Raw genomic sequence first — 23163 nt, forward strand, 5'->3', positions numbered from 1 at the left:
TTAGAATTAATTTCCGGCGGTGTTCATGTAATCAACAACCAAATTACTCATGGTTCTTACCCCTAGTTTCATGGCACTTTCATCAACATAAAAGTCGGGAGTGTGGTGTCCTCCGGATTCAACATCAGGAGATTGGCCACCCAGGAAGAAATATAATCCCGGTATTTTTTCCTGGAAGAAAGAGAAATCTTCAGCTCCGGTTACTGCATCCATGATCTGTGCATTACCGCCGGTCACTTCATCCAGGGTCGGTGCCATAATAGCGGTTAATTCCGGGTCGTTATAGGTGATGGGATATCCTTTGTGGATGGTAAGTTCAGCGGTAGCACCGTTACTTTCGGCTGTGTTTTGGACGATGGTTTCAAGACGCTTGAAAATAAGCTGACGCATATCTTCATCTAAAGCGCGGATGGTTCCTTCCATACTTACAGATTCCGGGATGATGTTGTGGCGAACTCCGCCTTCAATTTTGCCGAAGGTTACCACAGCAGCTTGTTTGGTCAAAGGCATGCTTCGGCTTACAATGGTCTGTGCATTGTTGATGATCTGTGCTGCAGTAACGATAGGGTCGATGCCCGCCCATGGTGCTGAGCCGTGCGCCTGCTTTCCGATGATCTCAAGGCTGAAACTGTTTACGCTGGCCATGATCCCTTCTGAGCGATACCCGATGGTGCCAACAGGGGTGCTGTCCCAAATGTGAAGACCGAATATAGCATCGACGTCAGGGTTTTCAAGTACTCCCTCTTTTACCATTAATTCGGCTCCGCCTTCTTCACCTTGTGGAGCTCCTTCTTCAGCAGGTTGAAAGATGAATTTAATAGTTCCTTTGATGTCATCTTTCATATCGGTTAGAATTTTAGCAACCCCCATCATGATGGCTATATGGGTGTCGTGCCCGCAAGCATGCATTACTCCAACCTCATTGCCCTGGTACATTCCTGTGGCAACGGATTTAAAAGGGACATCTGTGCGCTCCGTGACAGGAAGGGCATCAATATCAGCTCGTAAACCTATTACAGGCCCGGGTTTTCCACCTTCAAGAATTGCGACCACTCCGGTGTGAGCAACTTCAGTTTCAACTTCCAATCCTAATTCATTCAGATAACCTGCTATGTAAGCTGCGGTCTCAAATTCTCTGTTCGAAAGCTCGGGGTTTTCGTGGAAATGGCGGCGCCATTCAATGACCTGTTCTTCAATTTCATCGGCCTTTTGGTCGATGATTTGTTTGAGATCCTGGGCATTAGCAGTAATGGTGAAAAGTGAGATCAGGAAAAGCAGTAACAGTTTTTTCATGGGTAAAGAATGATGTTTGAATTTTAATGATAGTAAGTAATCAGCCCGCAAATTGAAAATTGCCTTTCCCTGCGATAGAGACACGATGCATCGTGTCTCTTTACTTTACAAATAAAAATCTCATCCAGTTCAAAAATATGATATCCAGGAGGGCATTTTTGCAGAGAATTTATCATTCCCACAGCAACTTTCTGGGCTAAAATAGGGCGGTACTTTTTCAGTCCGGGGATCTTGGTGAACAAACGAGCCATCAGTAAGCCAAATTTCTCTGCGGGCCGCTTCTCGTTTCGGTCACCATCCAGAATTGAGGGGCGCAAAACGGTAGTGACCTCAAAAGGCAACTCTTTTACAGCTTCATCCAGCTCTCCTTTGAGGCGGGAATAAAACATTCGGGATTGATGGTTGGCACCGGCCGAAGAAACCAGGGAATATTTCTTCACCCCGTTTTTAGCAGCGGCTTTGGCGGTTTCATATTGATAGGTGAAGTCTACAGTGTACTGCGCTTCCTGACTTCCGGCTTTTTTGATAGTAGTTCCGAGTGCCGAGTAGAATTCATCGCCGGTGAGAAGGTGTTTCCATTCATTCACCTCATCAAAATTAATGACATGCTCTTCCAGCTTCGGGTGGCTTATACCGGTACTTCGCCGATGGAAGACTTTCACTGTTTGATAGTGTTCATCTTCCAGAAGCAGATTCATAATTTCTGAACCTACTAATCCGGTTGCTCCTATTACGATAGCTGTTTTACTCATTTTTGAAAGGGTGAAAGTTGATGTTACCTGAATACAGCTTGGAGTATAATAAATGAAACCATCACTCTATCAACTTTCAACTCTCATTTCCCAATTATTCAACAATCCTATGACAAAAAAGGTCTTAAGCGAATTAACGTCTCATTCCCTCAAGATCGAGTAAAAAAGCATATTCCAGTGCCGTTTGGCGATAACGCTCAAACCGGCCTGACGCTCCGCCATGCCCGGCTTTCATATTTGTCTTTAACAGCAGGACATTATCGCCCGTCTTTTTATCTCTTAATTTAGCCACCCACTTCGCAGGTTCCCAATACTGAACCTGTGAGTCGAATAATCCGGTCGTTACCAGCAGGTTAGGATATTCCTGTTCTACAACATTGTCATATGGGGAGTAAGAAAGCATATAGTGATAGGAGTCTTCATTTTTGGGGTTACCCCATTCATCGAATTCGTTTGTGGTTAATGGAATGGTTTCATCCAGCATTGTTGAAACTACATCTACAAAAGGAACGGCGGCGATTGCTCCATTAAACTGCTTTGGAGCTATATTTACAACGGCTCCCATCAGCAACCCTCCGGCACTACCTCCACGGGCATACATGTGAGGGGCAGATGAATAGCCATTATCTTCAAGGTATTTGGCTACGTCTATAAAGTCGGTAAAGGTATTTATTTTGTTGAACATCTTGCCGTCCTCATACCATTGCCGTCCCATTTCTTGTCCGCCCCGTATGTGAGCAATGGCATAGATAAACCCTCGATCTAAAAGACTCAACAAGGAAGAATTGAACCATGGGTCGGTAGAAGAGCCATAGGAACCATAGGAATAAAGCAGCAGAGGGGTATAAGGGCTTTTCGCTACGGAGTTTTTGTACACTACGGAAACAGGAACCATCACTCCGTCTCTTGCTTCGGCAAAGAAGCGTTCTGTTGTGTAATCATCCGGATTATGACCGCCCACAACTTCTTGCTGCTTCATTAAATCCATTTCGCGGGTATTCATGTTATAGTCATAGATAGAATTTGGCGTGGTTAAAGAGGAATAACCAAATCGAAGGGTTTCAGTATCAAACTCAGGATTTGTTGAGGTGTACGCCACATAAGCTTGTTCATCGAATTCCAGATTATGCTCTTCTTGTGTGTTTTGGTCTATGACTTTAATATTGGTGAGCGCATTGCCCCGCTCGCTAACTACCAGGTAATCTTGAAATACTTCAATGCCACTGATAAGCACATCTTCCCGGTGGGGGATTATTTCTTCCCAGTTACTTTTCTGAGTCGCATTCTCGGGGGTTTCCATAAGCCGGAAGTTGGGTGCCTGCCAATTGGTAACGATATAGAATTTATCCTCAAAGTGATCGATAGAATATTCATGAACTTCTTCACGCGGTGTGAATTGCCGGAATTCTCCGTTAGGGTTATCGGCATTCAGAATATGATAATCGTTGGCCAGGGTACTTTGTTCACCAATTATGATGTATTGATCTGATTTTGATTTATAAACACCCAGATAAAAAGAGGGATCTTCTTCAGAATACACCAATTTATCTGTTGAGGGGTTATTCCCTAAGGTATGCCGGTATATTTTTTCTGAAAGCAGAGACACATTGTTTTTGGTGGTGTAGAAATAGGTGCGGTTATCGTTCGCCCAGGCTCCGCTGCCTGTGGTATTATCTAATTTATCATCCAGAAACTCGCGGGTTTCCAGGTTTTTAAACCGAATGTGGTACACCCTTCGGCTTAAAGTGTCTTCCCCAAAAGCCAGGATCTTGTTGTCAGGACTTACCTGAAGTCCTGTAGCTGAATAATAATCGTGGCCTTCAGCCAACTCATTTACATCGATCAGGATTTCTTCTTCAGCATCAAGGGATCCTTTTTTGCGGGAATAAATGGGATATTCCTTTCCTTCTTCATATCGGGTGTAATACCAATATCCATTCTTGAAATAGGGAAGAGATTCGTCTGTTTCTTTAATTCTGCCAACAATTTCTTCGTACAATTTCTCCTGAAGCCCCTCGGTATCTTTCATGGCAAGATCGGTATACTCATTTTCGCTATTCAGGTAATCGAGCACTTTCTGTGTTTGAGCGTCCGGTGTTTCAGCAATTTTTTGTTCATCGGTGAGACGCATCCAAAAATAGGGGTCGATCCTGGTATCTCCGTGGATGGTAAGCACTGAATCCTGTTTTTCAGCGTCCGGAGGAGAAAGGTTGATTACGTTGCTTTTTATGGTTGATTCGCGTTGCCAATCACAACCGGTTAGCAATACAAAAGCAAAAAGAATGAGCGTAAAATGTTTAAAATAGAGCTTCATTATATAATCCGGTTTATTATTAATTAGGGAATCTATCAGTTTTAGCTGAAAAGACAACTATTTAACAGAAAAATTACTCGATGGAATCAAGGACTCTTTTTACTACACCATCCATTGCACTGCTATCGATCCATCGTGTGACGATCACAAGATCATTTTCCTGATCTACATACACCATGTTTACTCCTGAGCCGAGGTGAAAAAATGCTGAAGTTGGGGCACTTGGCAACCGGTCTTTATTAACATTCAAAAACCAATTCATGAAACCGTAATTGGTATTCGCTTCCGTTGGTGTATGAGCCATTCTGTTCCATTCCTCAGAAATGACCTGCTCGTCTTTCCACTTACCATTTCTTAAAGTCAGCAATCCAAATCGAGCCTGGTCTCTTGCGCTGATGAACATGCCACCGCCCCAGTGGCCTCCTCCGCTCACGGCCTGCATTTGCTGTCCGTCAATGATAACCCATGAATTTTCGTACCCCATCCAGCGCCAGGTAGGAGAAGCGCCGATCTTATCCATTACCTCTTCACGAAGTACTTTGGGAAGCGGTTCACGCAGTAGATTCATAGCAGCTAAAGCCAGCAGGTTTACCCGTGTATCATTGTATTCAAATACAGATCCCGGTTCATGTCGTTCGCGGGTCATCCATTCGGAGCGATCTCCGGTGGGCCGGTCAGCCCAGTCCGGCTTCCCCCACAGAGTCCCTTCCCAATCAGAAGTCTGCCGTAGCAGGTGGTTCCAGGTGATCTTGGAGTTGTGTTCTCCTTTGAAGGGCTGAAAGACCTTTTGGTCTTTAAAAGCATCTGCTTTGTTTTGATTGTTATCCCATTCCATAAAGTAGATGGGAGCCATATATTGGTCAACCCTGTCATTTACATCACGGATCAATCCACGGTCATAAGCAATACCAATTGTGGTAGTGAGAAAGCTTTTGGTTACGCTGTGCGTCATATCCACACGAAATGGCTCTCCCCATTCTGCTACGATGTATCCGTCTTTAATGATGATCCCGGTTTGCTCCCCGCGATCCTTGAAGGGGCCAATGCCATCCCCAAACGGCTCTCGCCCAAAGGTGCCGTAGTGATTTTCTTCCATGCTTCGGGGGTTATCAGTTTCCTGAGCCTGAGCATATTCTATCGCTTCCTGAATTTTATCAGCATTTAATCCTGCTTCTTCAGGAGTCCTTTTTTCCCAATCACCCCATTCACCGGGATAGTAGGTTTGGGCCCACGTTGTTGAGCTTAGCAGAACGGTAACAATGAGGGTTAGTAATATGCGGTAAAAACGAGTCATGATATAGTTAGTTTAATGAGATAATTTGTCCTTCTGAAGCCACCCGAAATCCAAGATCTTCAACTTCCCTGCGCTCAGGACTGTCTAAGATCAATGGATTGGTATGATTAAAATGAATAAACATAATTTTTGACTTCTCTGAAGCAGGAAGATTGTTAAAAAGCTTTATGCTTTCCTCCACATAGGGATGAGGAATCTCACTCATGTCCCGGCCGGGGAGTTCTTCGGCATCATAGAAAGTACCATCGAGGAGAGCGACGTCAACGGCGGCAATTTCCTTGATGATATCCCTTTCCCAGATATGCCACTTATTGATGTCAGGAATGAAGAGCACTTTTTTGGTTGGAGATTCAATTCGGTAACCGACTGTTTCAGAATATTCATCCCTGTGGGGTACTATGAATGGAGTAACAGATAAATTTTGGGTGAGCCGGATGGCAGAGTCGGCCTGTATATCTTGAAGTGAAATGTTATTCATGTTCACCAGTTGACTCCAGGGCCCATTGGTTTCCAGGTAGGATCGCATTCCTGGCATGGTATAAACCGGAACTTCAGAAGTACCCATAACTTCATGGCCAAGATACATTAGCCCTGTGTAATGGCCTATATGGGCGTGAGTCAAAAAAAATCCGGAAAGATCATCGATGGCAGAAATGGTCTTAAGTTGATGAAGCTGTGCGGTAAAATCCGGAGTAGCTTCAAAGATCCTGTTTTGACCTGTGGTTTGATCAGTAAGACCTAAACTGACCACATGCCGTTTTTCAACCCTGCCCTCCCAGAATTGTTGGCAATGTTCTTTGTTACAATCAGCTTGTGGAAATCCGGCATCCTGGGCTATGCCTAGTATTGTTATGGACTGGTCAGTTTCTTGAGTTGGTTCCGGGTTCAATTTCTCAGAACATGCCGTGATCAAAAGTAAAGTAAAGATAAGAAGTCGATTCATATCAGAATGAAGTAAAAACAGAGGTCAATTCAAAGACTTGAAAAAGCTGAAAGTTTTCCAAAATAATTGCTACACTCAGGCATCATTTCAACCAAGTGAATATCTGATGCTACTGACAGTCCTGATTCTAATCACCGCATTTCTGCTAAACCTGTTTTTGCCATGGTGGAGCATCGCCATTCCCGGATTGATCTTTGGTTACTTCTTAAATGAAAAACCTCTTCCCTCTTTTGGTTGGGGTTTTTTAGCCCTCTTCCTGCTTTGGGGCGGGCAAGCGCTCTACATTCATCTTGCCAATGATGCCATACTTTCCTCCCGGATTGCGGAAATGCTTTCAGTAGGCTCACCTATTTTGGTGGTTTTGATCACCGGAATTCTTGGTGGTTTTATTAGTGGTTTGGCTACTTTGACTGGTTCTTTGGTGGAGGAGACGCCGAGGGAGTTTAGTTAATATTTTTGGAATCGCGGATTAGGCGGATGTAGGGATTTCACGGATCTTTATAAATCCGCGTTAATCCAAAAATCCGGTTAATCCGCGATTCTACCGCTTAGAAAGAATCAACCGTTTGAATTCCAAACTTTTTGACCCAAAGTTTATTAACAATCCCACCTCTAATTTGTAGGCTTTCAGATAATTAAGAGCTTGAGCCATGTGGACGTCTTCCAGATCAGAAACAGCTTTTATCTCAACTAATACTTTTCCGTCTACTACAAAATCAGCCCTTCGTGTTCCTATTGGTTGTTCAAGGTCTCTGTAAAAGATCTGCTGATCAATTTCCCGTTCGAAAGTTAATTCTGCTTTTTGGAATTCGTAAGCTAAAGCCCTTTGATAGATGACTTCCTGAAATCCATTCCCTAAAAATTTATGAACCTCGAAGGATGCACCAATTATTTTCTCTGTGAGATCATGATACTTTAGATCTGATTTCATTCTTCCCCCGTTTTCCCAGATTTTGAAAATAATATAGTAAAATGTATTGAATCGCGGATTAAGGGGATTACAGGATTTCACGGATCTTTATAAATCCGCGTTAATCCAAAAATCCGGTTATTCCGCGATTCAAAACCCAAAATTGATAATCTTACTTCCCGAAATGATTCACAAATATTACAATCAAAAATTGAATCCAATCTCCGTACTCCTTATCTTAGGCAAACTTCAAAAAAGCTCATACTCAAATTAACGATTTAGCAATCCATAGCTTTGAAGCACTGCCGGCGCACACCCAAAAATGGAGGTCGTGCGATTGATGGCATTATTATTTGCCCATATTAATTTTCAAATCCGACGCGGTTTCCGTAGTCGGATTTTTTTTGAGCTAAAAAATTTCCCCTCTTTTTTATATACCATTGTTTTTGATGTTCTGAGACTGAAACCTTGGCAACATCGACCCTCACCTTTGTTTCCTCTCCCGGGAGAAGAAGACTCTGTATTTGAGTGCCAATGTAAAATAGGCTATTTCCCCTCCTTGGAGGGGATTAAGAGAAGGGTCAATAGCTCCAGAGCCCGAACAGTTTTTAGCATAATCGATACCCCCCCAAAACCAACAAATTTCACCAACCCAGAACTATATCTAATCCATGTCATTAAACGAAAGAAAAAAAGCAATACTTGCACTCTCTGACGGAACCGTGGTTCACGGGAAGGCCGTTGGCTATGAAGGCATCACCGGCGGCGAGCTGTGTTTTAATACAAGCATGACCGGCTATCAGGAAATTTTCACCGATCCCAGTTATTATGGTCAGCTCATGATGATGACCTATCCGCATATTGGGAACTATGGAACCCAGCCGCGTGATGATGAAGCCCGAAAAGTGATGGTTGCAGGTATTATCTGCCGAGCCTTCTCTCATGAGTATAGTAACACCATGGCGGATCGAAGTCTTCAGGAATACCTGGAAGACAATGAGATCACAGGGATTTCAGGTGTTGATACCCGGAAGCTGGTTCGTCACGTTCGAGAGAAAGGTGTGATGAACGCGGTGATATCCAGCACGGAAATGGATGAAAAGAAACTTATCCAGATGGCTAAAGATTGGGACGATATGGAAGGCCTTGAGCTTGCCACTAAAGTCACTCGTTTCGAAGCCCAAACCGTGAATGGAAAAGATGAATTCAGAGTTGCCGCTTTCGATTACGGCATCAAGCAAAACATCATTAATAATTTAAATAAGCGTGGTTGTACACTTCGGATCTTTCCGGCTAAAACAACAGTGGATGAGATCAAAGAATGGGAAGCCGATGGCTACTTTTTCAGCAACGGTCCGGGCGACCCCACTGCAACAGCTGAGTATGCTCTCGAAGCTGTGAATTACGCGAAGGAAACCGGTAAACCGATGTTCGGTATCTGTCTTGGCCACCAGTTAATGGCTCTCAGTGAAGGACTCAAAACTACCAAGATGTTTGTAGGTCATCGGGGAGCCAATCAGCCCGTGAAAAACCTGGAAACCGGACTCGTGGAGATATCAACCCAAAACCACGGTTTTGCAGTCGATGAAGATTCTCTCGATGAGAAGATTGCTGAAGTCACCCACATTAATCTGAACGACAATACCATTGAAGGATTGAAGTTCAAAAACTTCCCGGGATTCTCAGTGCAATATCACCCGGAGGCATCTCCCGGTCCGCATGACTCAGCGTACCTGTTCGATCAATTTATCGACATGATGAAAGCACAAAAATAATACGACAGCCCAAGAACGAAAACACCATTAACGAATAATTACTCACAAAACCCATGCCCAGACGCGACGACATTCATAAAATTTTGATCATTGGTTCAGGACCTATTGTAATTGGACAAGCCTGTGAATTTGACTACTCCGGCTCTCAGGCCTGCCGTTCTCTTCAGGAAGAGGGTTATGAAATTGTACTTATCAACTCGAATCCGGCCACCATAATGACGGATCCGATCATGGCCGATGCAGTTTATATGCTGCCGATGACCACCGATTCCATCCGTGAAATTGTAGCGAAGGAGAAACCCGATGCCGTGCTCCCAACAATGGGTGGACAAACGGGGTTAAATCTCTGTCGTGATCTTGAAAAAGAGAATTTCTGGAAAGAAAACGACGTCAAGATCATTGGAGTAGATATTGATGCGGTAGAGTTGACTGAGGATCGCCAATTATTCCGTGATAAGATGGAAGAGATAGGGATTGAGCAGTGTAAAAGCAGAACGGCACAATCGCTACTGGATGCAAAGGAGATCAAAGAAGAGCTTGGCGGCTTACCGATCGTGATCCGACCATCATTTACCATGGGTGGTGCCGGTGGAGGGATCGTCTGGAATGAAGATGAGTTTGAACGAAAGGTATTACGCGGATTGGAAATGAGTCCGGTTCATCAGGTGCTGATCGAGGAATCTATTTTTGGCTGGAAAGAATATGAACTGGAGTTACTGCGTGATGCCAACGACAACGTGATCATCATTTGCTCTATTGAGAATATGGACCCGATGGGAGTACACACCGGTGACTCCGTGACTGTAGCCCCAACCCAGACATTGAGCGATAAGCAGCTGCAACACATGCGTGATGCGGCGATCAAGATGATGCGCAGTATAGGAACCTTTGCCGGTGGTTGTAATGTGCAGTTCGCAATGGAGCCCGGAAGTGATCGGCTTGTGGCTATTGAGATCAACCCGCGGGTAAGCCGTTCTTCGGCACTCGCATCCAAAGCCACGGGATATCCGATCGCAAAGGTGGCAACCAAGCTTGCCGTAGGATATACGCTTGATGAGCTTAAGAACCAGATCACCGGAACCACATCGGCCTGCTTTGAGCCAAGCATTGATTATGTTGTATGTAAGATACCACGCTTTAACTTCGATAAATTTCCCGGTGTAGACGAAGAGCTTTCAACCCAAATGAAGGCTGTAGGTGAAGTAATGTCGATCGGCCGAAATTTCCCGGAAGCCCTCAATAAAGCATGGCAGTCACTGGAAGTTGGGCGCGATGGACTGGGAGCTGACGGTTACGAGGAGTTTGACCGTAAAACGGTCCGTGAGCGACTACTGAAACCCTATTGGGATCGCTCAATGCAGATCCGCAATGCCTTTAAAATGGGTGCATCTGTAGAGGAAATCGCAGATATCACTAAAGTGGATCCCTGGTATCTTCAGCAGATCCGATATATGGTCTCACTGGAAAATCGAACCGAAGGACAAGCCCTTAAGGAGATCTCCAAAGATGATTTCTTTGAACTGAAACAAGCCGGATTCTCTGACTCACAGATCGCATACCTACTAAGCAAAAGCGGTGAGAAAGTGGATGACAAGAAAGTTCGGGACAGGCGAAAAGAATTGGGCCTCACTCCATCATTTAAGATGGTAGATACATGTGCGGCAGAATTCCCGGCGCAGACCCCTTATTACTACTCGGCTTATGAAGGCGAGAATGAAAGTGAAGTCACTGACAAGAGAAAAGTACTTATCCTGGGCAGCGGCCCCAACCGAATTGGTCAGGGTATCGAGTTTGATTATTCCTGTACACATGCTGTGCTGGCAGCCAAAGAAATGGGTTACGAAGCCATAATGGTGAATTGTAATCCCGAAACCGTTTCCACAGATTTCGATTTTGCTGACAAACTTTACTTTGAGCCTGTATACTGGGAACGAGTTCTGGATATCATCGATCATGAAAAACCGGAAGGGGTGATTCTTCAGGTAGGAGGACAAACAGCACTCAAGCTCGGAAAACGATTTGTAGAAGAAGGAATTAAGATCTTCGGAACTGCCTTTGAGATGATAGATTTTGCCGAAGACCGGGGCGAGTTCTCAAAATTCCTTGAGAAACTCGACATCCCATTTCCTGAATACGGAACAGCCCATGAAGTTGAGGAAGCCATTAAGATCGCAGATCGAATTGGCTACCCGGTGCTTATCCGCCCAAGTTATGTATTAGGCGGGCAAGGCATGCGGATCGCGGTGAAAGAAAAAGAATTGCGCAAATATGTAGCCAACATTCTGAAGACCCATCCCGAAAATGCATTCCTCATAGACAAGTATCTGGAACACGCCATTGAGGTGGATGTGGATTCTGTGTACGATGGAGATCAGCTTCATATAGCCGGGATCATGCAGCATATCGAGCCGGCCGGGGTTCACTCAGGTGATTCTACGGCAGTTCTGCCTCCCTATTCACTAAGCGATGAGATCATCAAGACTATCGAGGAATATCAGGAGAAGATCGCTGACAACATGGAGATCCTCGGGTTCCTCAATGTGCAATATGCGGTCAAAGATGACAAGGTGTATGTATTGGAGGCCAACCCACGAACAACCCGAACTATACCCTTCCTGGCCAAAGCGACACAGCGACCCGAAGCCGCTATTGGAGTGAAGGTAATGCTGGGTGCTAAGCTCAAAGAATTCGACCTGGAATCGAAGCTGGAAAACTGGGCTATCAAAGAGCCGGTCTTCCCATTCGATAAGTTCCCGGAAGTAAAGAAAGAGCTTGGGCCTGAGATGAAATCAACCGGTGAAAGTATCTACTTCGCTAAGGACTTCAATGACGAGCACTTTAAGAAACCGTATGAGTTTAAAAGCTTGTATCTCTCAAAGTAGAGTGGTGGTTATTACGATCTCTGATTTCGTTGATTGCGCTGATTTTTTGGTTTGTGCGGATTAGATTTCAAAAAAGAGTTTATTACGTTGTTGAGGCGTTATAATGTTGATTATGACGAGAGATATTTATGGGGTTGAATCATATGATTACGCCCCGTTGGGGCTTATGGAGTTTGTGATGGATTAATTTTCATAGTGCGTTACACTATGTTTTTGAAGGCGCCCTTTCAGGGCTTGGCTTAAAAAAGTAATAGCACTTTTTGATTTAGATGCGGGATATAAAAAGCCTTATCTTAGTTTTTAAATAAGAAATTTAAAGACGCACTGATTTCACGACTCTTTTAATCGAGATCCATGATCAATCTGTGAAATCCCAAAATCCCACTAATCTGTGTTCAAAGAAGCAAAAGAGACCCTAAAAGAAACTTTTGGCTATGACACCTTTCGTCCTCTTCAGGAAGACATCATCAGTCAGGTTACCAAGAGAAAAGACGCACTTGTAATTATGCCGACCGGTGGTGGGAAGTCCCTCTGCTACCAGATCCCGGCACTGTTGTTCGACGGGTTAACCATTGTTGTTTCCCCGCTCATATCATTGATGAAAGATCAGGTGGAACAGCTTAGAGAATATGATATAAATGCTGTTCACCTGAACAGTTCGCTTTCTCCGGAAGCCTATGGATACAACCGCCGGCAGGTTTTACAGGGTAAAGCAAAGTTACTATATATTGCGCCGGAAACGTTGCTGATGGATAAAACCAGGGATCTCCTCAAAGACATTAAGGTAGATCTGTTTGCTGTGGATGAGGCACACTGTATTTCAGAATGGGGACATGATTTTCGGCCGGATTACCGCGAACTAGCTCGGGTAAGGAAGGAGCTTTTCCCGGATGCAACTTGTATGGCTCTGACGGCAACTGCCACACCTCGTGTTCGTGAGGATATCAAAAAAACGCTGGAGTTCGGAGAGTCAGAAGAATTTATCGCAAGCTTTGATCGCCCAAATCTGTTTTTGAAGATCGCCGATAAAGACGATGCAACCAATCAGGTTCTCGATTTTTTGTACACACGCAAAAATCAGTCGGGGATCATTTACTGCATCTCACGCCGCCAGGTGGATGAGTTGTACCAGGCGCTGGAAGATGAAGGCTATTCGGTGAAACCGTATCATGCCGGGCTTTCGGATCGGGATCGCGCCATTAATCAGCGGCAGTTTATTCGGGATGATGTGCAGATCATTGTAGCAACTATCGCCTTCGGGATGGGGATCAATAAACCGAATGTTCGTTTTGTAGTTCATTATGATATGCCGCAAAACATTGAGCAGTACTATCAGCAAATTGGTCGGGCAGGAAGAGATGGCCTTCGTTCTGATTGTGTGATGCTCTTCAGCTACAATGATCGCCACAAGATCAAATACTTCATCAATAAAAAAGAAGGGCAAGAAAAAGAGGTCGCTGAAAAGCACCTGGAAGATCTGGTCAAATTCATTGAGACCAAAAAATGTCGTCGTATTCCGTTGATGAAATATTTTGGGGAAGAATATCCCAAAGATGAATGTGGAATGTGTGATAACTGTATTTCCAAAGATGAAGATGTGGAAGACTTCACTCTTCAGGCTAAAAAATTAATGAATTGTATTTCAGATCTGGAAGAAGGATTTGGGAAAACACAGGTGATCAATGTACTGCGCGGCTCGAAAGCACAAAAAGTATTAGAGCTAGAGCATGAAAAGCTGGATTCCTACGGAACCGGGAAAGAATGGTCTAAAAATCAGTGGGGACAATTATCGCGAATGTTGATCCGCCAGGACTATCTTTCAAAAGGAGAGCATGCCGAGTTGAAGCTCGAGGATAAAGCTCATGCAGTAATCAGTGGGGACGAAAATGTATTCGGAACCTTAGACCGTACGGCAACCGCGATGAGTACTGAAGAGGCAGCATGGGTTACCAGCGAGGTGGAAGCTCAATATGATGAGGATCTGTTCGAGATCCTGCGTACAGAGCGAAAGAAAATGGCAGACGAAAAAGGTGTTACTCCCTATACTATTTTCCCGGATACTACATTAATGGAAATGGCATACTACTTCCCAAAAGATAAAGAGCACCTGCTTCCGCTGTATGGAGTGGGCGATGTGAAGCTGAAAAAATACGGTTCTGCTTTTATTGGTGTGATCAAAAAATACACGGCCGAGCATGGTATTGAGGCCAAGGAAGACTCACTTAATGAAAAAGTAGAAGAATTAGAGAGTGTGGAATTACACCAGCAGATCGGGAAGGCGTTTAATGACGGACAGTCTATTTCGCACCTGGCTGAAGAACACGGAGTAAAGGAAGTAACGATCCTGAATCATTTAAAAGATTACCTTAAAGAGGGAAATGAGCTCCGGCTGGAAGGTATTACGGAAGCCACTTCATTGTCGCTGAGACAGCAGGATGAGATCATCAAGGTATTTAATGAAAAGGGATCACATATGCTGAAAGTAGTCTACGACCGCATGAATAAAAAGATCGGGTATGATCAGATCCGGATCATGCAGCTTTATTTTATGGCGAATGAAGCTGCGGAGAAGAGTTGATCGGGAGATAAGTTTTTCTGTAATAATTTATGTACTCTGATCCATGATCCTAGAACCAAATATACTATCAAAATTATCCTCGCTTGAATTGCGGGCAAAGAAGATCGTGGAAGGCTTTATATCAGGCTTGCATAAAAGTCCATTTCACGGCTTTAGTGTTGAGTTTGCGGAACACCGGCCTTACAATCCCGGCGATGATTTCAAGCACATCGATTGGAAAGTGTATGCGAAAAAAGAACGGTTTTATGTGAAGCAGTATGAAGAGGAAACGAACCTTCGATCCTATATCATGCTGGATACAAGCTCATCCATGGAGTTCAAGCACTTTGGAGAGTGGAGTAAATTACGCTACGGAATTCATTATGCTGCCTCATTGATGTATCTGATGCATCGCCAGCGGGATGCTTGCGGACTGATCCCCTTCAACTCTAAGATCGATGCTTTTATACCGGCGAAATCAACCTATGCTCATTTGAGGCAAATTTACACTGAGTTGGAAAGAGAACTGATCCGAGAGGAGAAAAAAGGTTCTGAACGGCGGGAAACGGCATCAGCCCAAGCTATTCACGAAGTCGCTGAGCGATTGAATCACCGCAGCCTCGTGGTTATCATTACAGATCTTTTTGAAAATGCAGGGGAGCATGAGAAGTTGATCTCTGCTTTAAAACACCTTCGTCACCGGAAGCATGAAGTGCTGCTTTTCAACGTATTGGAGAAGAAAAGTGAACGGGATCTTGATTTTCCGGATCGGCGCTTTGTATTCGAGGATATGGAATTAGGTGATGAAGTGGAAGTACTGCCTGCTCAGGTTAGAAAAGATTATCAGGAGAAAGTGGCGGAGTATACCAAGAAATTCAGAATGGCCTGCAGCGAGTTCGAGATCGACTTTGAAGAGATGGATACCCAGAGTCCGTTCGACCAGTCGTTATTGGCCTATATTACGAAAAGAAAAAGACTGGGGTAGTTTTGTTAATGGTTATTCGTGCATTCGTTTAATAGGGTCACTAATAACCATTAACGAATACACGAATAACGAATCTATGTCACTTTTTGATTCTTCAGTATCTTATTAAGAAGTGTCGGTGAAAATCGTTGCACCCAAAGCGCCAGGCTCTCCTTTATCCCGGTAACATAGATCTCTTCTTTTTGGGCTTTGATCTTTGGCATTACTTTTTGAACCATTTCGTCGGCCGTCATAGCTTTTGAGTGAGCATCTCCCATTTTGTTGAACTTGGATCCGTCTCCGGTGAGTGCATTTTTGCTGATATTTGTTTTTATAAACCCCGGGCAGAGCAAAGTAACGGCTACATTATGCTCATACATTTCCTGACGAAGTGAATTAAAGAAGCCTTGTACGGCATGTTTACTTGCAGAATAACCGGATCGAAACTTAGTTCCGATCTTTCCTGCCACGCTACTTGTAACAATAATATGGCCGGCCCCTCTCTCAACCATATGTGGCAACACTTCTTTGGTTAGCCCAACCGAACCAAAGTAGTTCACTTCCATAAGCCGTCGATAGGTGCTCATCTCGGATTCTAAAACCGTTGAACGCTGACTCACACCACCATTATTGATCAACACATCGATCTGGCCAAATGCTGAAATGGCTTCTTTCGCTTTTATGGGGAAGGACTCAGTATCCGTCAGGTCAAGTGTGACGATCTTTACAGTTGATGTGTCATTCCCAAGGCTTTCCTTCACCTCTAGAAGAGTATCCTCTCTGCGGGAAGAAAGAATCAGATTTGCCCCTTCTTTATGAAAGGCTCGCGCAAAGGCCTCTCCGATGCCTGAAGAAGCTCCTGTGATCCAAATGGTTTTTCCTTGGTAATTCATGCTGATGTATTATTTTTAGCCAAAGTTAATCAATTGATTCTTTTTGAACAGCTTTTGTTATAAAACAAGAAAGCAGTTGGCAGAAAGCAAGTCATATGTATGAAGGTTTTAAAGATTTAAAAGTTTATCAGCTATCGTATAAGCTATCCATGGAGGTTTTTCAGATTTCTAAGAATTTTCCAGTAGAAGAAAAATATTCACTTACAGATCAGGTAAGGAGATCTTCAAGATCAATTCCGACAAATATCGCAGAAGCATTTCGTAAGCGACAATATCCGAAACATTTTATAAGTAAATTGAGTGATTCAGATGCCGAATGCTCAGAAACATTGGTTTGGATTGATTTTGCTCTCGATTGCGGATATATCAATAATGAACAACATTCGTATTTTAACCAAAAGTATGAAGAAGTTGGCAAGATGCTGGGTTCCATGATACGTTCCCCGGAAAAATTCACACTATAAAACTGCATTCTGCTTACTGAGAACTGCTTACTATATTTACATCAAACACCTTAACGAAAAACCTACACGATGAGCAATAAACACACCATACTTTTAGTGGAAGACGAAGAAGAATCCGGTGAGATGCTGGCCAACTTTTTGGAACTGAATAATTATGAGGTGCTTTGGGCGAAAGATGGAAAAAAAGCCATTGAATTGATCGATAGTAATGCGAATGATCTTCATCTGGCTATTCTGGATATTATGGTGCCACATCATGACGGGAAGGAAATATGTCGACATATTCGTCAGCATCCTGTGGTTTATGAGATACCTGTTTTGTTTCTAACGGCTCGGGATGAAGAGAAAGATGAGATAGAAGGATTGGAACTGGGTGCGGACGATTATATCAAGAAGCCGGCAAGTCTGAATTTGGTCAAAGCTCATGTGGAAACGCAGTTGCGACGACGTTCAAAAGAGCGAAGTAACTGGATCCAATATGGGAAAGTGTATGTAGACCTTGACTCAAAAGAAATGTATATCAATGATGAATTGGTAGATCTTACCCATACTGAATACACCATAGCGGAGATGATATTTCAGAATCCGAAGTTGGTGTATAGTCGTCAACAGATCCTTGAAAAGATATCAGACGAAGAGAAGTATGTGTTTGACCGTACCGTGGATGTGCATGTAAAAAATTTACGTTTAAAAATGGGTAATGAAGGCAAGCTCATCAAGACCTACCGAGGGGTAGGATATGGATTTAACAAAGAATTCCTTCACGTATGAAGATCCGCTCCAAACTGGCATGGACCTACATCATTCTTCTGGTTATCGGGATCATCACCATAAGTGCCTATTCGATCCTGACCATTCGGAGTTTTTTACTGGATGAGGGAGAGGAGCAATTTGAGAGGGATGCTCTTTCACTTGCCCTTACAGCAAGCAGTTTTAAAGATGATGCTCAGTTTGATGATAAGATCAGAAGACAAGCTGAGCTATCAAGGTACGAAATGGCTGTCTATGATAAGGAAGGAGTACGGTTTTTAACCTTTCCTGAAGACGCTTTTGATACGGTTGATACTCATCTATCTGATCAGTTGTTGTCACAATTGGAGAAGAGGGATGGAGCTCCGATCGTTCAAAACAATGAACAGTCACAAAAACTGATCTCTTATGTTGATCTTGGACAATCTGATAATAGAGCACAGTACCTGAGGATCAGTCAGGACAAGAGTGAATATTATGCAGCTGCTGCAAGTATCCGGCACATTATTTATGCCGGGATGTTTTTCTCCATAGGGGCTGTCATCATTGTTAGTTTTTTGTTCGCGAGATATATAGCCGCTCCTATCCTCCGCCTGAATTCTGCAGCTCTGGATATCGCCCGGGGAAACCTAGATCGTAAAATTGATCTGAAACGAAATGATGAATTTGGAACCCTGGCAGATTCGCTAAATCATATGGCCAGTACACTTAGAGCGGATAATGAAAAACTTAAAATGCTCAATGAAAAGCAGAGTCAGTTTTTTGCTGATATTACCCATGAAGTAAGAAATCCACTGCATACTATTTCGGGAGCATTGGAAATGCTGGAGCTGGAAAATCTTCAGCCGGAAAAGAAAAAACAGTACATGGTAACCGCTCAGAAGCAGATCAAGCGGGTAGCGCGGTTATTTGAAGATATCAAGACATTGCAGCGATACGATTTTGATGAAAGTTTCATCAGCAGAAAGAAGATCGATCTCAAGCAACTGGTAGTAGAAGCAGAGCAAGCCTATCAGCCTATAGCTCAAAAGAAAGGATTGGAGCTTGTTGCCAAAAACATCACTTCTTGCAAAGTAAATGCTGACCCTGATAAACTGGAGCAGGTACTGGATAACCTGATCTCAAATGCCATCAAATATACACTACAGGGAACGGTAGAAGTTGGGTTTGAGATGAAAGATGATGTGGTTGAAGTGTATGTTAAGGATACCGGACCCGGAATAGGCCCGGAGCATTTAGATCGGTTGTTCGATCGTTTTTACCGAACCGATAAAGCGAGATCAAGAGATAAGGGAGGAACCGGGTTAGGACTATCTGTGGTGAAGGGAATATTGAATGCCCATCAAAGCGATATCAAAGTAGAGAGTAAGGTTGGAAAGGGAAGTAAGTTTTATTTCAGGCTTCCCACTTTGGATTAAAAAAGCTGAAAGAGAACGCAGCCAAAGCTCCTCCGCATAGAGGAGCAATGGTATAAAGCAAGATATGGTGGTAGGAGTCGCCCCCCTGGATAAGATCAAATAAAGCGGTTCCGATAGAAGTTGCAGGATTCAAGATACCTCCTGAGATAGGGGTGCTAATCATCAGCATACCGGTAAAGGTTAATCCAATTATAAGTCCGTTAAGGTTGTTCTTACGATGAAGGCTTGCTATAGATAACATGAGCATAACCAAGGTGAAGATCGCGGTAAAAAATAATTCGGAAAAAGCCTGTTGATATAGTCCGGTGTCGGAAGGAGGCTCCACATAAAAAACGGATCCCGAAAGAAAGTACAACAAAAAGGCTGCGAGAAAGCCCCCGGCCAATTGAGCGGCTACATATCCCAAAAGATCAGAAAAGGAAAGTTTACGCTTCAGAAAAAAGGCGAAAGAAACAGCAGGATTATAATGTCCTCCGGAAATGGGAGAGCCGATATAGACCAAAGCCATTAATGTTAAGCCAATAGCGAGCGGATCGCCCGTAAAGCCAAAAACTAATACGAAAAAAAAGGCTCCGAACGCCTCAATTGTATATGTGCGCATACCCTATTTGTTGGTCTGTAAAAACTTCATATGTCCTTCCTTGCCGCTGAAACTACCTGCCGGAAGCAGGAATAGCAAGGAAGCAATTTCATAAATTGTAAAAAGAATACCAATAATATTTCTAACTATTTGACTTCATATAGGCTTAGAAAAAGGATATTTTCAGGGAAATAAAATTTATAGCATGCATTTATTAGATAAATTAAAAGCACGTTGGGAAATTGAGAGTAATGGGCAGATCGTCGTCATTATGATTGTATTTGCCATTACCGGGTTTAGTTCCCTTTTTGCCAGACGTCTTATTTTTCCACTCATTGGGGTAGAATCTGCGGACCCTTTTTGGTATAAAACTATCATGTGGTTATTAACAATATTTCCTGTGTATAATATTTTGCTCCTTACCTACGCAGCATTATTCGGTCAGTTCCACTTTTTCTGGAAATTTTTTAAGAAAATGATGAGCAGGTTTATACCCGGGAGTTCAGGAGCTTAGGTTCATAAAGACGTTAACTTTATACGGTCTTTTTTAGGAAGTTTTTCTACAACGAGGTCATATGAATGCCGGATAAGCTCTAGAATAAACTCATCTTTTAAGCCGCCTTTTGTATTCACGGTGTTCCAATGTTTTTTGTTCATATGGTAACCCGGTTGAATTTCTTCATAAACGGCTCTCAATTCCAATGCTTTCAAAGGGTCACATTTTAAGTTTATGCTTTCGAACTTATCTATATCAGTAAGAGCGAATATCTTACCTTTTACTTTAAAGACCAGTGTTTTTTTATCGAAAGGAAAACCATCGGTAGCCCCCGGAAGAGAAATGCAGTAGTTATAGAAAGCTTCAATCTGCATGAGTTAGTTCACGCTTTCATAATCGATACGAAAGTTGGAGGTAAGTCGCGATGAACGTGAGATGATGTAGTTTGCCAGGTCGGGTGTAACCACTCCTATAAAGCTATCATGCCAGGTAGCAGCCATGGTGCGAAGGTCATTGTTAAGCGGAAGTTTTGCCGGTTGGTAGAACAAAAGTTGTCCTGTAAAAGAAAGGGTCCCCGCCATCCCTTCCATAATATTGATATGCAGATAAAGAATAGGAAGTTGATCGGATTGCTGAAGTGTTTCATATTCCAAAATAGTAACGGGAAGACTGCTGAGCTCTTTAAGCATTAGATTTCGGACACTATCAACAGGAATAGAGATGTTATCCAGACCTTCAGGCTTTTCCACATTCACAACTACCCCAAATTCGGAGATGCCATAAAGGGAATTTTGCTCTCGAAGCACTTCATTTTGACCATATCCTGAGGAACTCAGGAGCAGAACTAAAAATAGTGAAGAGAATATGTTTAGAGATTTCATGCCGATCATAATTTATAAACCTGAATAAATGTTAAATACAAGGTTCATCATAGTAAATCATAGCAAGGTATTTATCATTCCGTATCAATTGTTAACCTTTAAGATCTTTATGGCAAAAACGATCCATCCAAGAATAAAAGCAACTCCTCCTATTGGCGTAATAGCGCCGAGCCATCCAATTCCCGTAAGGCAAAGCACATATAGACTCCCCGAGAAAATTACAATACCTGTTAAGATCAGGGAAGCGGGCCAGGTAACAACAAGGTCAAACTGAAGCCCGATCAAGGCAATTAACATCAGACCCAAAGCATGCCAGGCATGATATTGTACAGCGGTTTGCCATGTTTCTAGTCGCTCTGCACTGAGTACATTCTTGAGGGCATGGGCACCAAAAGCTCCGGCCGCAACAGCGAGTGCTAAAAGGATGGCGGCTATGGCAATAATGATCTTTGGATTAGACATTTAGTAAATTCGTTAATCGTTATTGGGAAAGTAATATCTATGAAGTTAACAAATAGATAATTAACGATTACACCAATAACGAATAACCTTCATTAATTAGAAACAAAGCCGACTTGCTTATGTGTACCATCACAAAAAGGTTTAGTTGAAGAGGCTCCGCAGCGACAATAGCTCATTTTCTTGCTGCACGTTTCACGGCCGCTTTCTTCTCCCACAAGGTCATAATTCCCTTCCACTAAAAAAGGAGCATTCTCATATAAGGTGACTGATAACTCACCGCCTGTCCCTTTTACAGGATCTGTTCGGAGGCGATCAACATTGTAGCTGGTATCCGCCTTAAAATTGGCAGGGATGTGAGAATTATCACATAACGGTTTATTCTTGGACTTTCCGCAACGACACATTGCAACCCGTGTATCTTTCAAAACCGTATTTCCATCCAGATCTTTGATGACTACTTCACCATGAATGTATAACGGTCCGTCTTTCTCTATGGTGATCACATTTTGCTCAGGTGCTTTCTCTTCTTTATCCGAATTCTTGAGCTCATAATGAAGTGCTCCCGTTGGGCACCGCTCGATCACATCTGTCAATTCATTTATATCAGCCAGCTCCGGTTTTATCCAAGGTTTCCGCTTTGGATCAAATACATCTGGCAATCCTTTTACACATTCAGCAGCATGAATACAGCGTTCTTTATCCCAGGTAACTTTCAGCTTATCGGTTGAGTAGTGCAGGATCTTTTCTTTCATAGAGGTCTTAGATTGGTTTTAAGTTATTCATCATTATAATTAAGTGAGAGTTTCGAACCAAAAGGAATAGAAAGTGTAAAAAAATCAGGTGCCGGTTTCGTTAAAGTTGAATGTCAGCAATCTCATATAATTCAGGTATATAGGCTTCCCAATTGTAGGTGTCCTTCAACTTAACGCGCATCATATCCAGGCTTTGAGATTCGCCATGAACCAGAAAAACATGCTCGGGCACTTTCTTGATATCAGAAATCCAGTCCAGCAATTCTGTTTGATCTGCGTGAGCCGAAAGGCCGTGAAGGATATCGATGTGGGCCTTGACCTGGTGATATTTCCCATAGAATTTGATCTCTTCAGCCCCGTCTAACAGCTGACGCCCGCGCGTTCCTTCAGCCTGGAAGCCGGCTAAAAGTACAGTGGTCTCCTCTCTGCCAATATACTGCTGGAGGTAGGTGAGAACCCGGCCACCAGTCACCATGCCGCTTCCGGCGATGATAACCTTTGGCCTTGAATCATCTATAATCTTCCATGTTTCCTTAAAAGATTCCACGATGTGAACGCGATTCTTCATATCAGCAGAGTCTTCTTCAGTTAATTTATGCCATTCCGGATATTTGTTGAAGGTATTCAGAGCCCGGGCTCCCATGGGGCTATCCAAAATAACAGGAAGTGAGGCCGGAATGAGATTCTTTTTGTGAAGCTGCCAGATCAGAAACATGAGCAACTGAGCACGTTCAACAGCGAAGCTCGGGATGATGAGTGTTCCGCCTTTTTGAATAGTCTCAT

General features: G+C 43.3%; 22 protein-coding genes. 9 read left to right on the plus strand and 13 right to left on the minus strand.

Annotation, left to right across the window (positions count from 1 at the left end):
• Positions 1–6 precede the first annotated feature (6 nt).
• The 5 genes from ACFSVN_RS02115 to ACFSVN_RS02135 form a co-directional block, all read right to left on the minus strand.
• Positions 7–1293, minus strand: coding sequence for an amidohydrolase (locus ACFSVN_RS02115; RefSeq protein ID WP_390297904.1), 1287 nt, complete (start codon positions 1291–1293; stop codon positions 7–9).
• A 23-nt stretch (positions 1294–1316) separates the two neighbouring features.
• Complete coding sequence (locus ACFSVN_RS02120) at positions 1317–2045, minus strand: NAD(P)H-binding protein (protein ID WP_390297907.1); 729 nt, start codon at positions 2043–2045, stop codon at positions 1317–1319.
• Positions 2046–2178: 133 nt separating this feature from the next.
• A complete protein-coding gene (locus tag ACFSVN_RS02125; protein WP_390297909.1) occupies positions 2179–4359 on the minus strand; it encodes a S9 family peptidase in 2181 nt (726 codons plus the stop codon).
• 73 nt (positions 4360–4432) lie between these two features.
• Positions 4433–5653, minus strand: coding sequence for a serine hydrolase domain-containing protein (locus ACFSVN_RS02130; RefSeq protein ID WP_390297912.1), 1221 nt, complete (start codon positions 5651–5653; stop codon positions 4433–4435).
• A gap of 7 nt (positions 5654–5660) precedes the next feature.
• Positions 5661–6596 (minus strand): MBL fold metallo-hydrolase, encoded by a 936-nt coding sequence (locus tag ACFSVN_RS02135; protein ID WP_390297915.1) that lies wholly within the window; start codon positions 6594–6596, stop codon positions 5661–5663.
• 37 nt (positions 6597–6633) lie between these two features.
• Here ACFSVN_RS02135 and ACFSVN_RS02140 point away from each other — a divergent pair, with 37 nt between their 5' ends.
• Positions 6634–7047: a hypothetical protein gene (locus tag ACFSVN_RS02140; RefSeq protein ID WP_390297918.1), complete on the plus strand. Its 414-nt coding sequence runs from the start codon at positions 6634–6636 to the stop codon at positions 7045–7047.
• Between the two features lie 90 nt (positions 7048–7137).
• Here ACFSVN_RS02140 and ACFSVN_RS02145 read toward each other — a convergent pair whose 3' ends face one another.
• Positions 7138–7527, minus strand: coding sequence for a GxxExxY protein (locus ACFSVN_RS02145; protein WP_390297921.1), 390 nt, complete (start codon positions 7525–7527; stop codon positions 7138–7140).
• Positions 7528–8177: 650 nt separating this feature from the next.
• Between ACFSVN_RS02145 and carA the strand changes: the two genes are divergently transcribed.
• The 4 genes from carA (at position 8178) to ACFSVN_RS02165 (ending at position 15705) form a co-directional block, all read left to right on the plus strand.
• On the plus strand, positions 8178–9281 hold the full coding sequence (gene carA, locus ACFSVN_RS02150; RefSeq protein WP_390297924.1) for a glutamine-hydrolyzing carbamoyl-phosphate synthase small subunit: 1104 nt from the start codon (positions 8178–8180) through the stop codon (positions 9279–9281).
• A 53-nt stretch (positions 9282–9334) separates the two neighbouring features.
• Positions 9335–12163 carry a carbamoyl-phosphate synthase large subunit gene (gene carB, locus ACFSVN_RS02155; RefSeq protein WP_390297927.1) on the plus strand — a complete coding sequence of 943 codons (2829 nt, stop codon included), beginning with the start codon at positions 9335–9337 and terminating at the stop codon, positions 12161–12163.
• A 391-nt stretch (positions 12164–12554) separates the two neighbouring features.
• Positions 12555–14741 (plus strand): DNA helicase RecQ, encoded by a 2187-nt coding sequence (gene recQ, locus ACFSVN_RS02160; protein ID WP_390297930.1) that lies wholly within the window; start codon positions 12555–12557, stop codon positions 14739–14741.
• Between the two features lie 43 nt (positions 14742–14784).
• A complete protein-coding gene (locus tag ACFSVN_RS02165; RefSeq protein WP_390297933.1) occupies positions 14785–15705 on the plus strand; it encodes a DUF58 domain-containing protein in 921 nt (306 codons plus the stop codon).
• Positions 15706–15779: 74 nt separating this feature from the next.
• On the opposite strand, the gene ACFSVN_RS02170 is transcribed toward ACFSVN_RS02165, so the two are convergent.
• Entirely contained in the window at positions 15780–16577 is a 798-nt protein-coding gene (locus ACFSVN_RS02170; protein ID WP_390297936.1) for an SDR family oxidoreductase, read from the minus strand.
• A 95-nt stretch (positions 16578–16672) separates the two neighbouring features.
• Here ACFSVN_RS02170 and ACFSVN_RS02175 point away from each other — a divergent pair, with 95 nt between their 5' ends.
• From ACFSVN_RS02175 to ACFSVN_RS02185, 3 genes are all read left to right on the plus strand, one after another.
• Complete coding sequence (locus ACFSVN_RS02175; RefSeq protein ID WP_390297939.1) at positions 16673–17041, plus strand: four helix bundle protein; 369 nt, start codon at positions 16673–16675, stop codon at positions 17039–17041.
• Positions 17042–17110: 69 nt separating this feature from the next.
• On the plus strand, positions 17111–17812 hold the full coding sequence (locus ACFSVN_RS02180; protein WP_390297942.1) for a response regulator transcription factor: 702 nt from the start codon (positions 17111–17113) through the stop codon (positions 17810–17812).
• Positions 17809–19209 (plus strand): sensor histidine kinase, encoded by a 1401-nt coding sequence (locus tag ACFSVN_RS02185; RefSeq protein ID WP_390297945.1) that lies wholly within the window; start codon positions 17809–17811, stop codon positions 19207–19209. The genes ACFSVN_RS02180 and ACFSVN_RS02185 overlap by 4 nt, the downstream gene beginning before the upstream one ends.
• Here the strand turns inward: ACFSVN_RS02185 and ACFSVN_RS02190 are convergent.
• Positions 19187–19810: an MIP/aquaporin family protein gene (locus tag ACFSVN_RS02190; protein ID WP_390297948.1), complete on the minus strand. Its 624-nt coding sequence runs from the start codon at positions 19808–19810 to the stop codon at positions 19187–19189. The genes ACFSVN_RS02185 and ACFSVN_RS02190 overlap by 23 nt on opposite strands.
• Before the next feature lie 184 nt (positions 19811–19994).
• On the opposite strand from ACFSVN_RS02190, the gene ACFSVN_RS02195 reads away from it, so the two are divergent.
• Complete coding sequence (locus ACFSVN_RS02195) at positions 19995–20303, plus strand: DUF6787 family protein (protein WP_390297951.1); 309 nt, start codon at positions 19995–19997, stop codon at positions 20301–20303.
• A 2-nt stretch (positions 20304–20305) separates the two neighbouring features.
• Here ACFSVN_RS02195 and ACFSVN_RS02200 read toward each other — a convergent pair whose 3' ends face one another.
• The 5 genes from ACFSVN_RS02200 to ACFSVN_RS02220 all read right to left on the minus strand — a co-directional run bounded on the left by ACFSVN_RS02200 (position 20306) and on the right by ACFSVN_RS02220 (position 23095).
• Positions 20306–20659, minus strand: a complete 354-nt coding sequence (locus ACFSVN_RS02200; protein ID WP_390297954.1) for an MmcQ/YjbR family DNA-binding protein — start codon at positions 20657–20659, stop codon at positions 20306–20308.
• Between the two features lie 3 nt (positions 20660–20662).
• Entirely contained in the window at positions 20663–21166 is a 504-nt protein-coding gene (locus tag ACFSVN_RS02205) for a hypothetical protein (protein ID WP_390297957.1), read from the minus strand.
• A gap of 84 nt (positions 21167–21250) precedes the next feature.
• Positions 21251–21628, minus strand: a complete 378-nt coding sequence (locus tag ACFSVN_RS02210) for a DUF423 domain-containing protein (protein WP_390297960.1) — start codon at positions 21626–21628, stop codon at positions 21251–21253.
• 92 nt (positions 21629–21720) lie between these two features.
• A complete protein-coding gene (locus ACFSVN_RS02215) occupies positions 21721–22380 on the minus strand; it encodes a CDGSH iron-sulfur domain-containing protein (RefSeq protein WP_390297963.1) in 660 nt (219 codons plus the stop codon).
• Positions 22381–22480: 100 nt separating this feature from the next.
• Positions 22481–23095, minus strand: coding sequence for an MBL fold metallo-hydrolase RNA specificity domain-containing protein (locus ACFSVN_RS02220; RefSeq protein WP_390298242.1), 615 nt, complete (start codon positions 23093–23095; stop codon positions 22481–22483).
• Positions 23096–23163: the final 68 nt, after the last annotated feature.

Origin of the sequence: Gracilimonas halophila (genome assembly GCF_042684365.1) — a bacterium.
In the GTDB taxonomy this organism is placed as follows: domain Bacteria; phylum Bacteroidota; class Rhodothermia; order Balneolales; family Balneolaceae; genus Gracilimonas; species Gracilimonas halophila.

Bases quoted from the DNA above. Each gene is read 5' to 3' on its own strand.
- ACFSVN_RS02115 (WP_390297904.1), bottom strand. From the start codon at position 1,293: ATGAAAAAACTGTTACTGCTTTTCCTGATCTCACTTTTCACCATTACT.
- ACFSVN_RS02120 (WP_390297907.1), bottom strand. From the start codon at position 2,045: ATGAGTAAAACAGCTATCGTAATAGGAGCAACCGGATTAGTAGGTTCA.
- ACFSVN_RS02125 (WP_390297909.1), bottom strand. From the start codon at position 4,359: ATGAAGCTCTATTTTAAACATTTTACGCTCATTCTTTTTGCTTTTGTA.
- ACFSVN_RS02130 (WP_390297912.1), bottom strand. From the start codon at position 5,653: ATGACTCGTTTTTACCGCATATTACTAACCCTCATTGTTACCGTTCTG.
- ACFSVN_RS02135 (WP_390297915.1), bottom strand. From the start codon at position 6,596: ATGAATCGACTTCTTATCTTTACTTTACTTTTGATCACGGCATGTTCT.
- ACFSVN_RS02145 (WP_390297921.1), bottom strand. From the start codon at position 7,527: ATGAAATCAGATCTAAAGTATCATGATCTCACAGAGAAAATAATTGGT.
- carA (WP_390297924.1), top strand. From the start codon at position 8,178: ATGTCATTAAACGAAAGAAAAAAAGCAATACTTGCACTCTCTGACGGA.
- carB (WP_390297927.1), top strand. From the start codon at position 9,335: ATGCCCAGACGCGACGACATTCATAAAATTTTGATCATTGGTTCAGGA.
- ACFSVN_RS02165 (WP_390297933.1), top strand. From the start codon at position 14,785: ATGATCCTAGAACCAAATATACTATCAAAATTATCCTCGCTTGAATTG.
- ACFSVN_RS02170 (WP_390297936.1), bottom strand. From the start codon at position 16,577: ATGAATTACCAAGGAAAAACCATTTGGATCACAGGAGCTTCTTCAGGC.
- ACFSVN_RS02175 (WP_390297939.1), top strand. From the start codon at position 16,673: ATGTATGAAGGTTTTAAAGATTTAAAAGTTTATCAGCTATCGTATAAG.
- ACFSVN_RS02180 (WP_390297942.1), top strand. From the start codon at position 17,111: ATGAGCAATAAACACACCATACTTTTAGTGGAAGACGAAGAAGAATCC.
- ACFSVN_RS02185 (WP_390297945.1), top strand. From the start codon at position 17,809: ATGAAGATCCGCTCCAAACTGGCATGGACCTACATCATTCTTCTGGTT.
- ACFSVN_RS02190 (WP_390297948.1), bottom strand. From the start codon at position 19,810: ATGCGCACATATACAATTGAGGCGTTCGGAGCCTTTTTTTTCGTATTA.
- ACFSVN_RS02195 (WP_390297951.1), top strand. From the start codon at position 19,995: ATGCATTTATTAGATAAATTAAAAGCACGTTGGGAAATTGAGAGTAAT.
- ACFSVN_RS02200 (WP_390297954.1), bottom strand. From the start codon at position 20,659: ATGCAGATTGAAGCTTTCTATAACTACTGCATTTCTCTTCCGGGGGCT.
- ACFSVN_RS02205 (WP_390297957.1), bottom strand. From the start codon at position 21,166: ATGAAATCTCTAAACATATTCTCTTCACTATTTTTAGTTCTGCTCCTG.
- ACFSVN_RS02210 (WP_390297960.1), bottom strand. From the start codon at position 21,628: ATGTCTAATCCAAAGATCATTATTGCCATAGCCGCCATCCTTTTAGCA.
- ACFSVN_RS02215 (WP_390297963.1), bottom strand. From the start codon at position 22,380: ATGAAAGAAAAGATCCTGCACTACTCAACCGATAAGCTGAAAGTTACC.
- ACFSVN_RS02220 (WP_390298242.1), bottom strand. From the start codon at position 23,095: ATGTTTCTGATCTGGCAGCTTCACAAAAAGAATCTCATTCCGGCCTCA.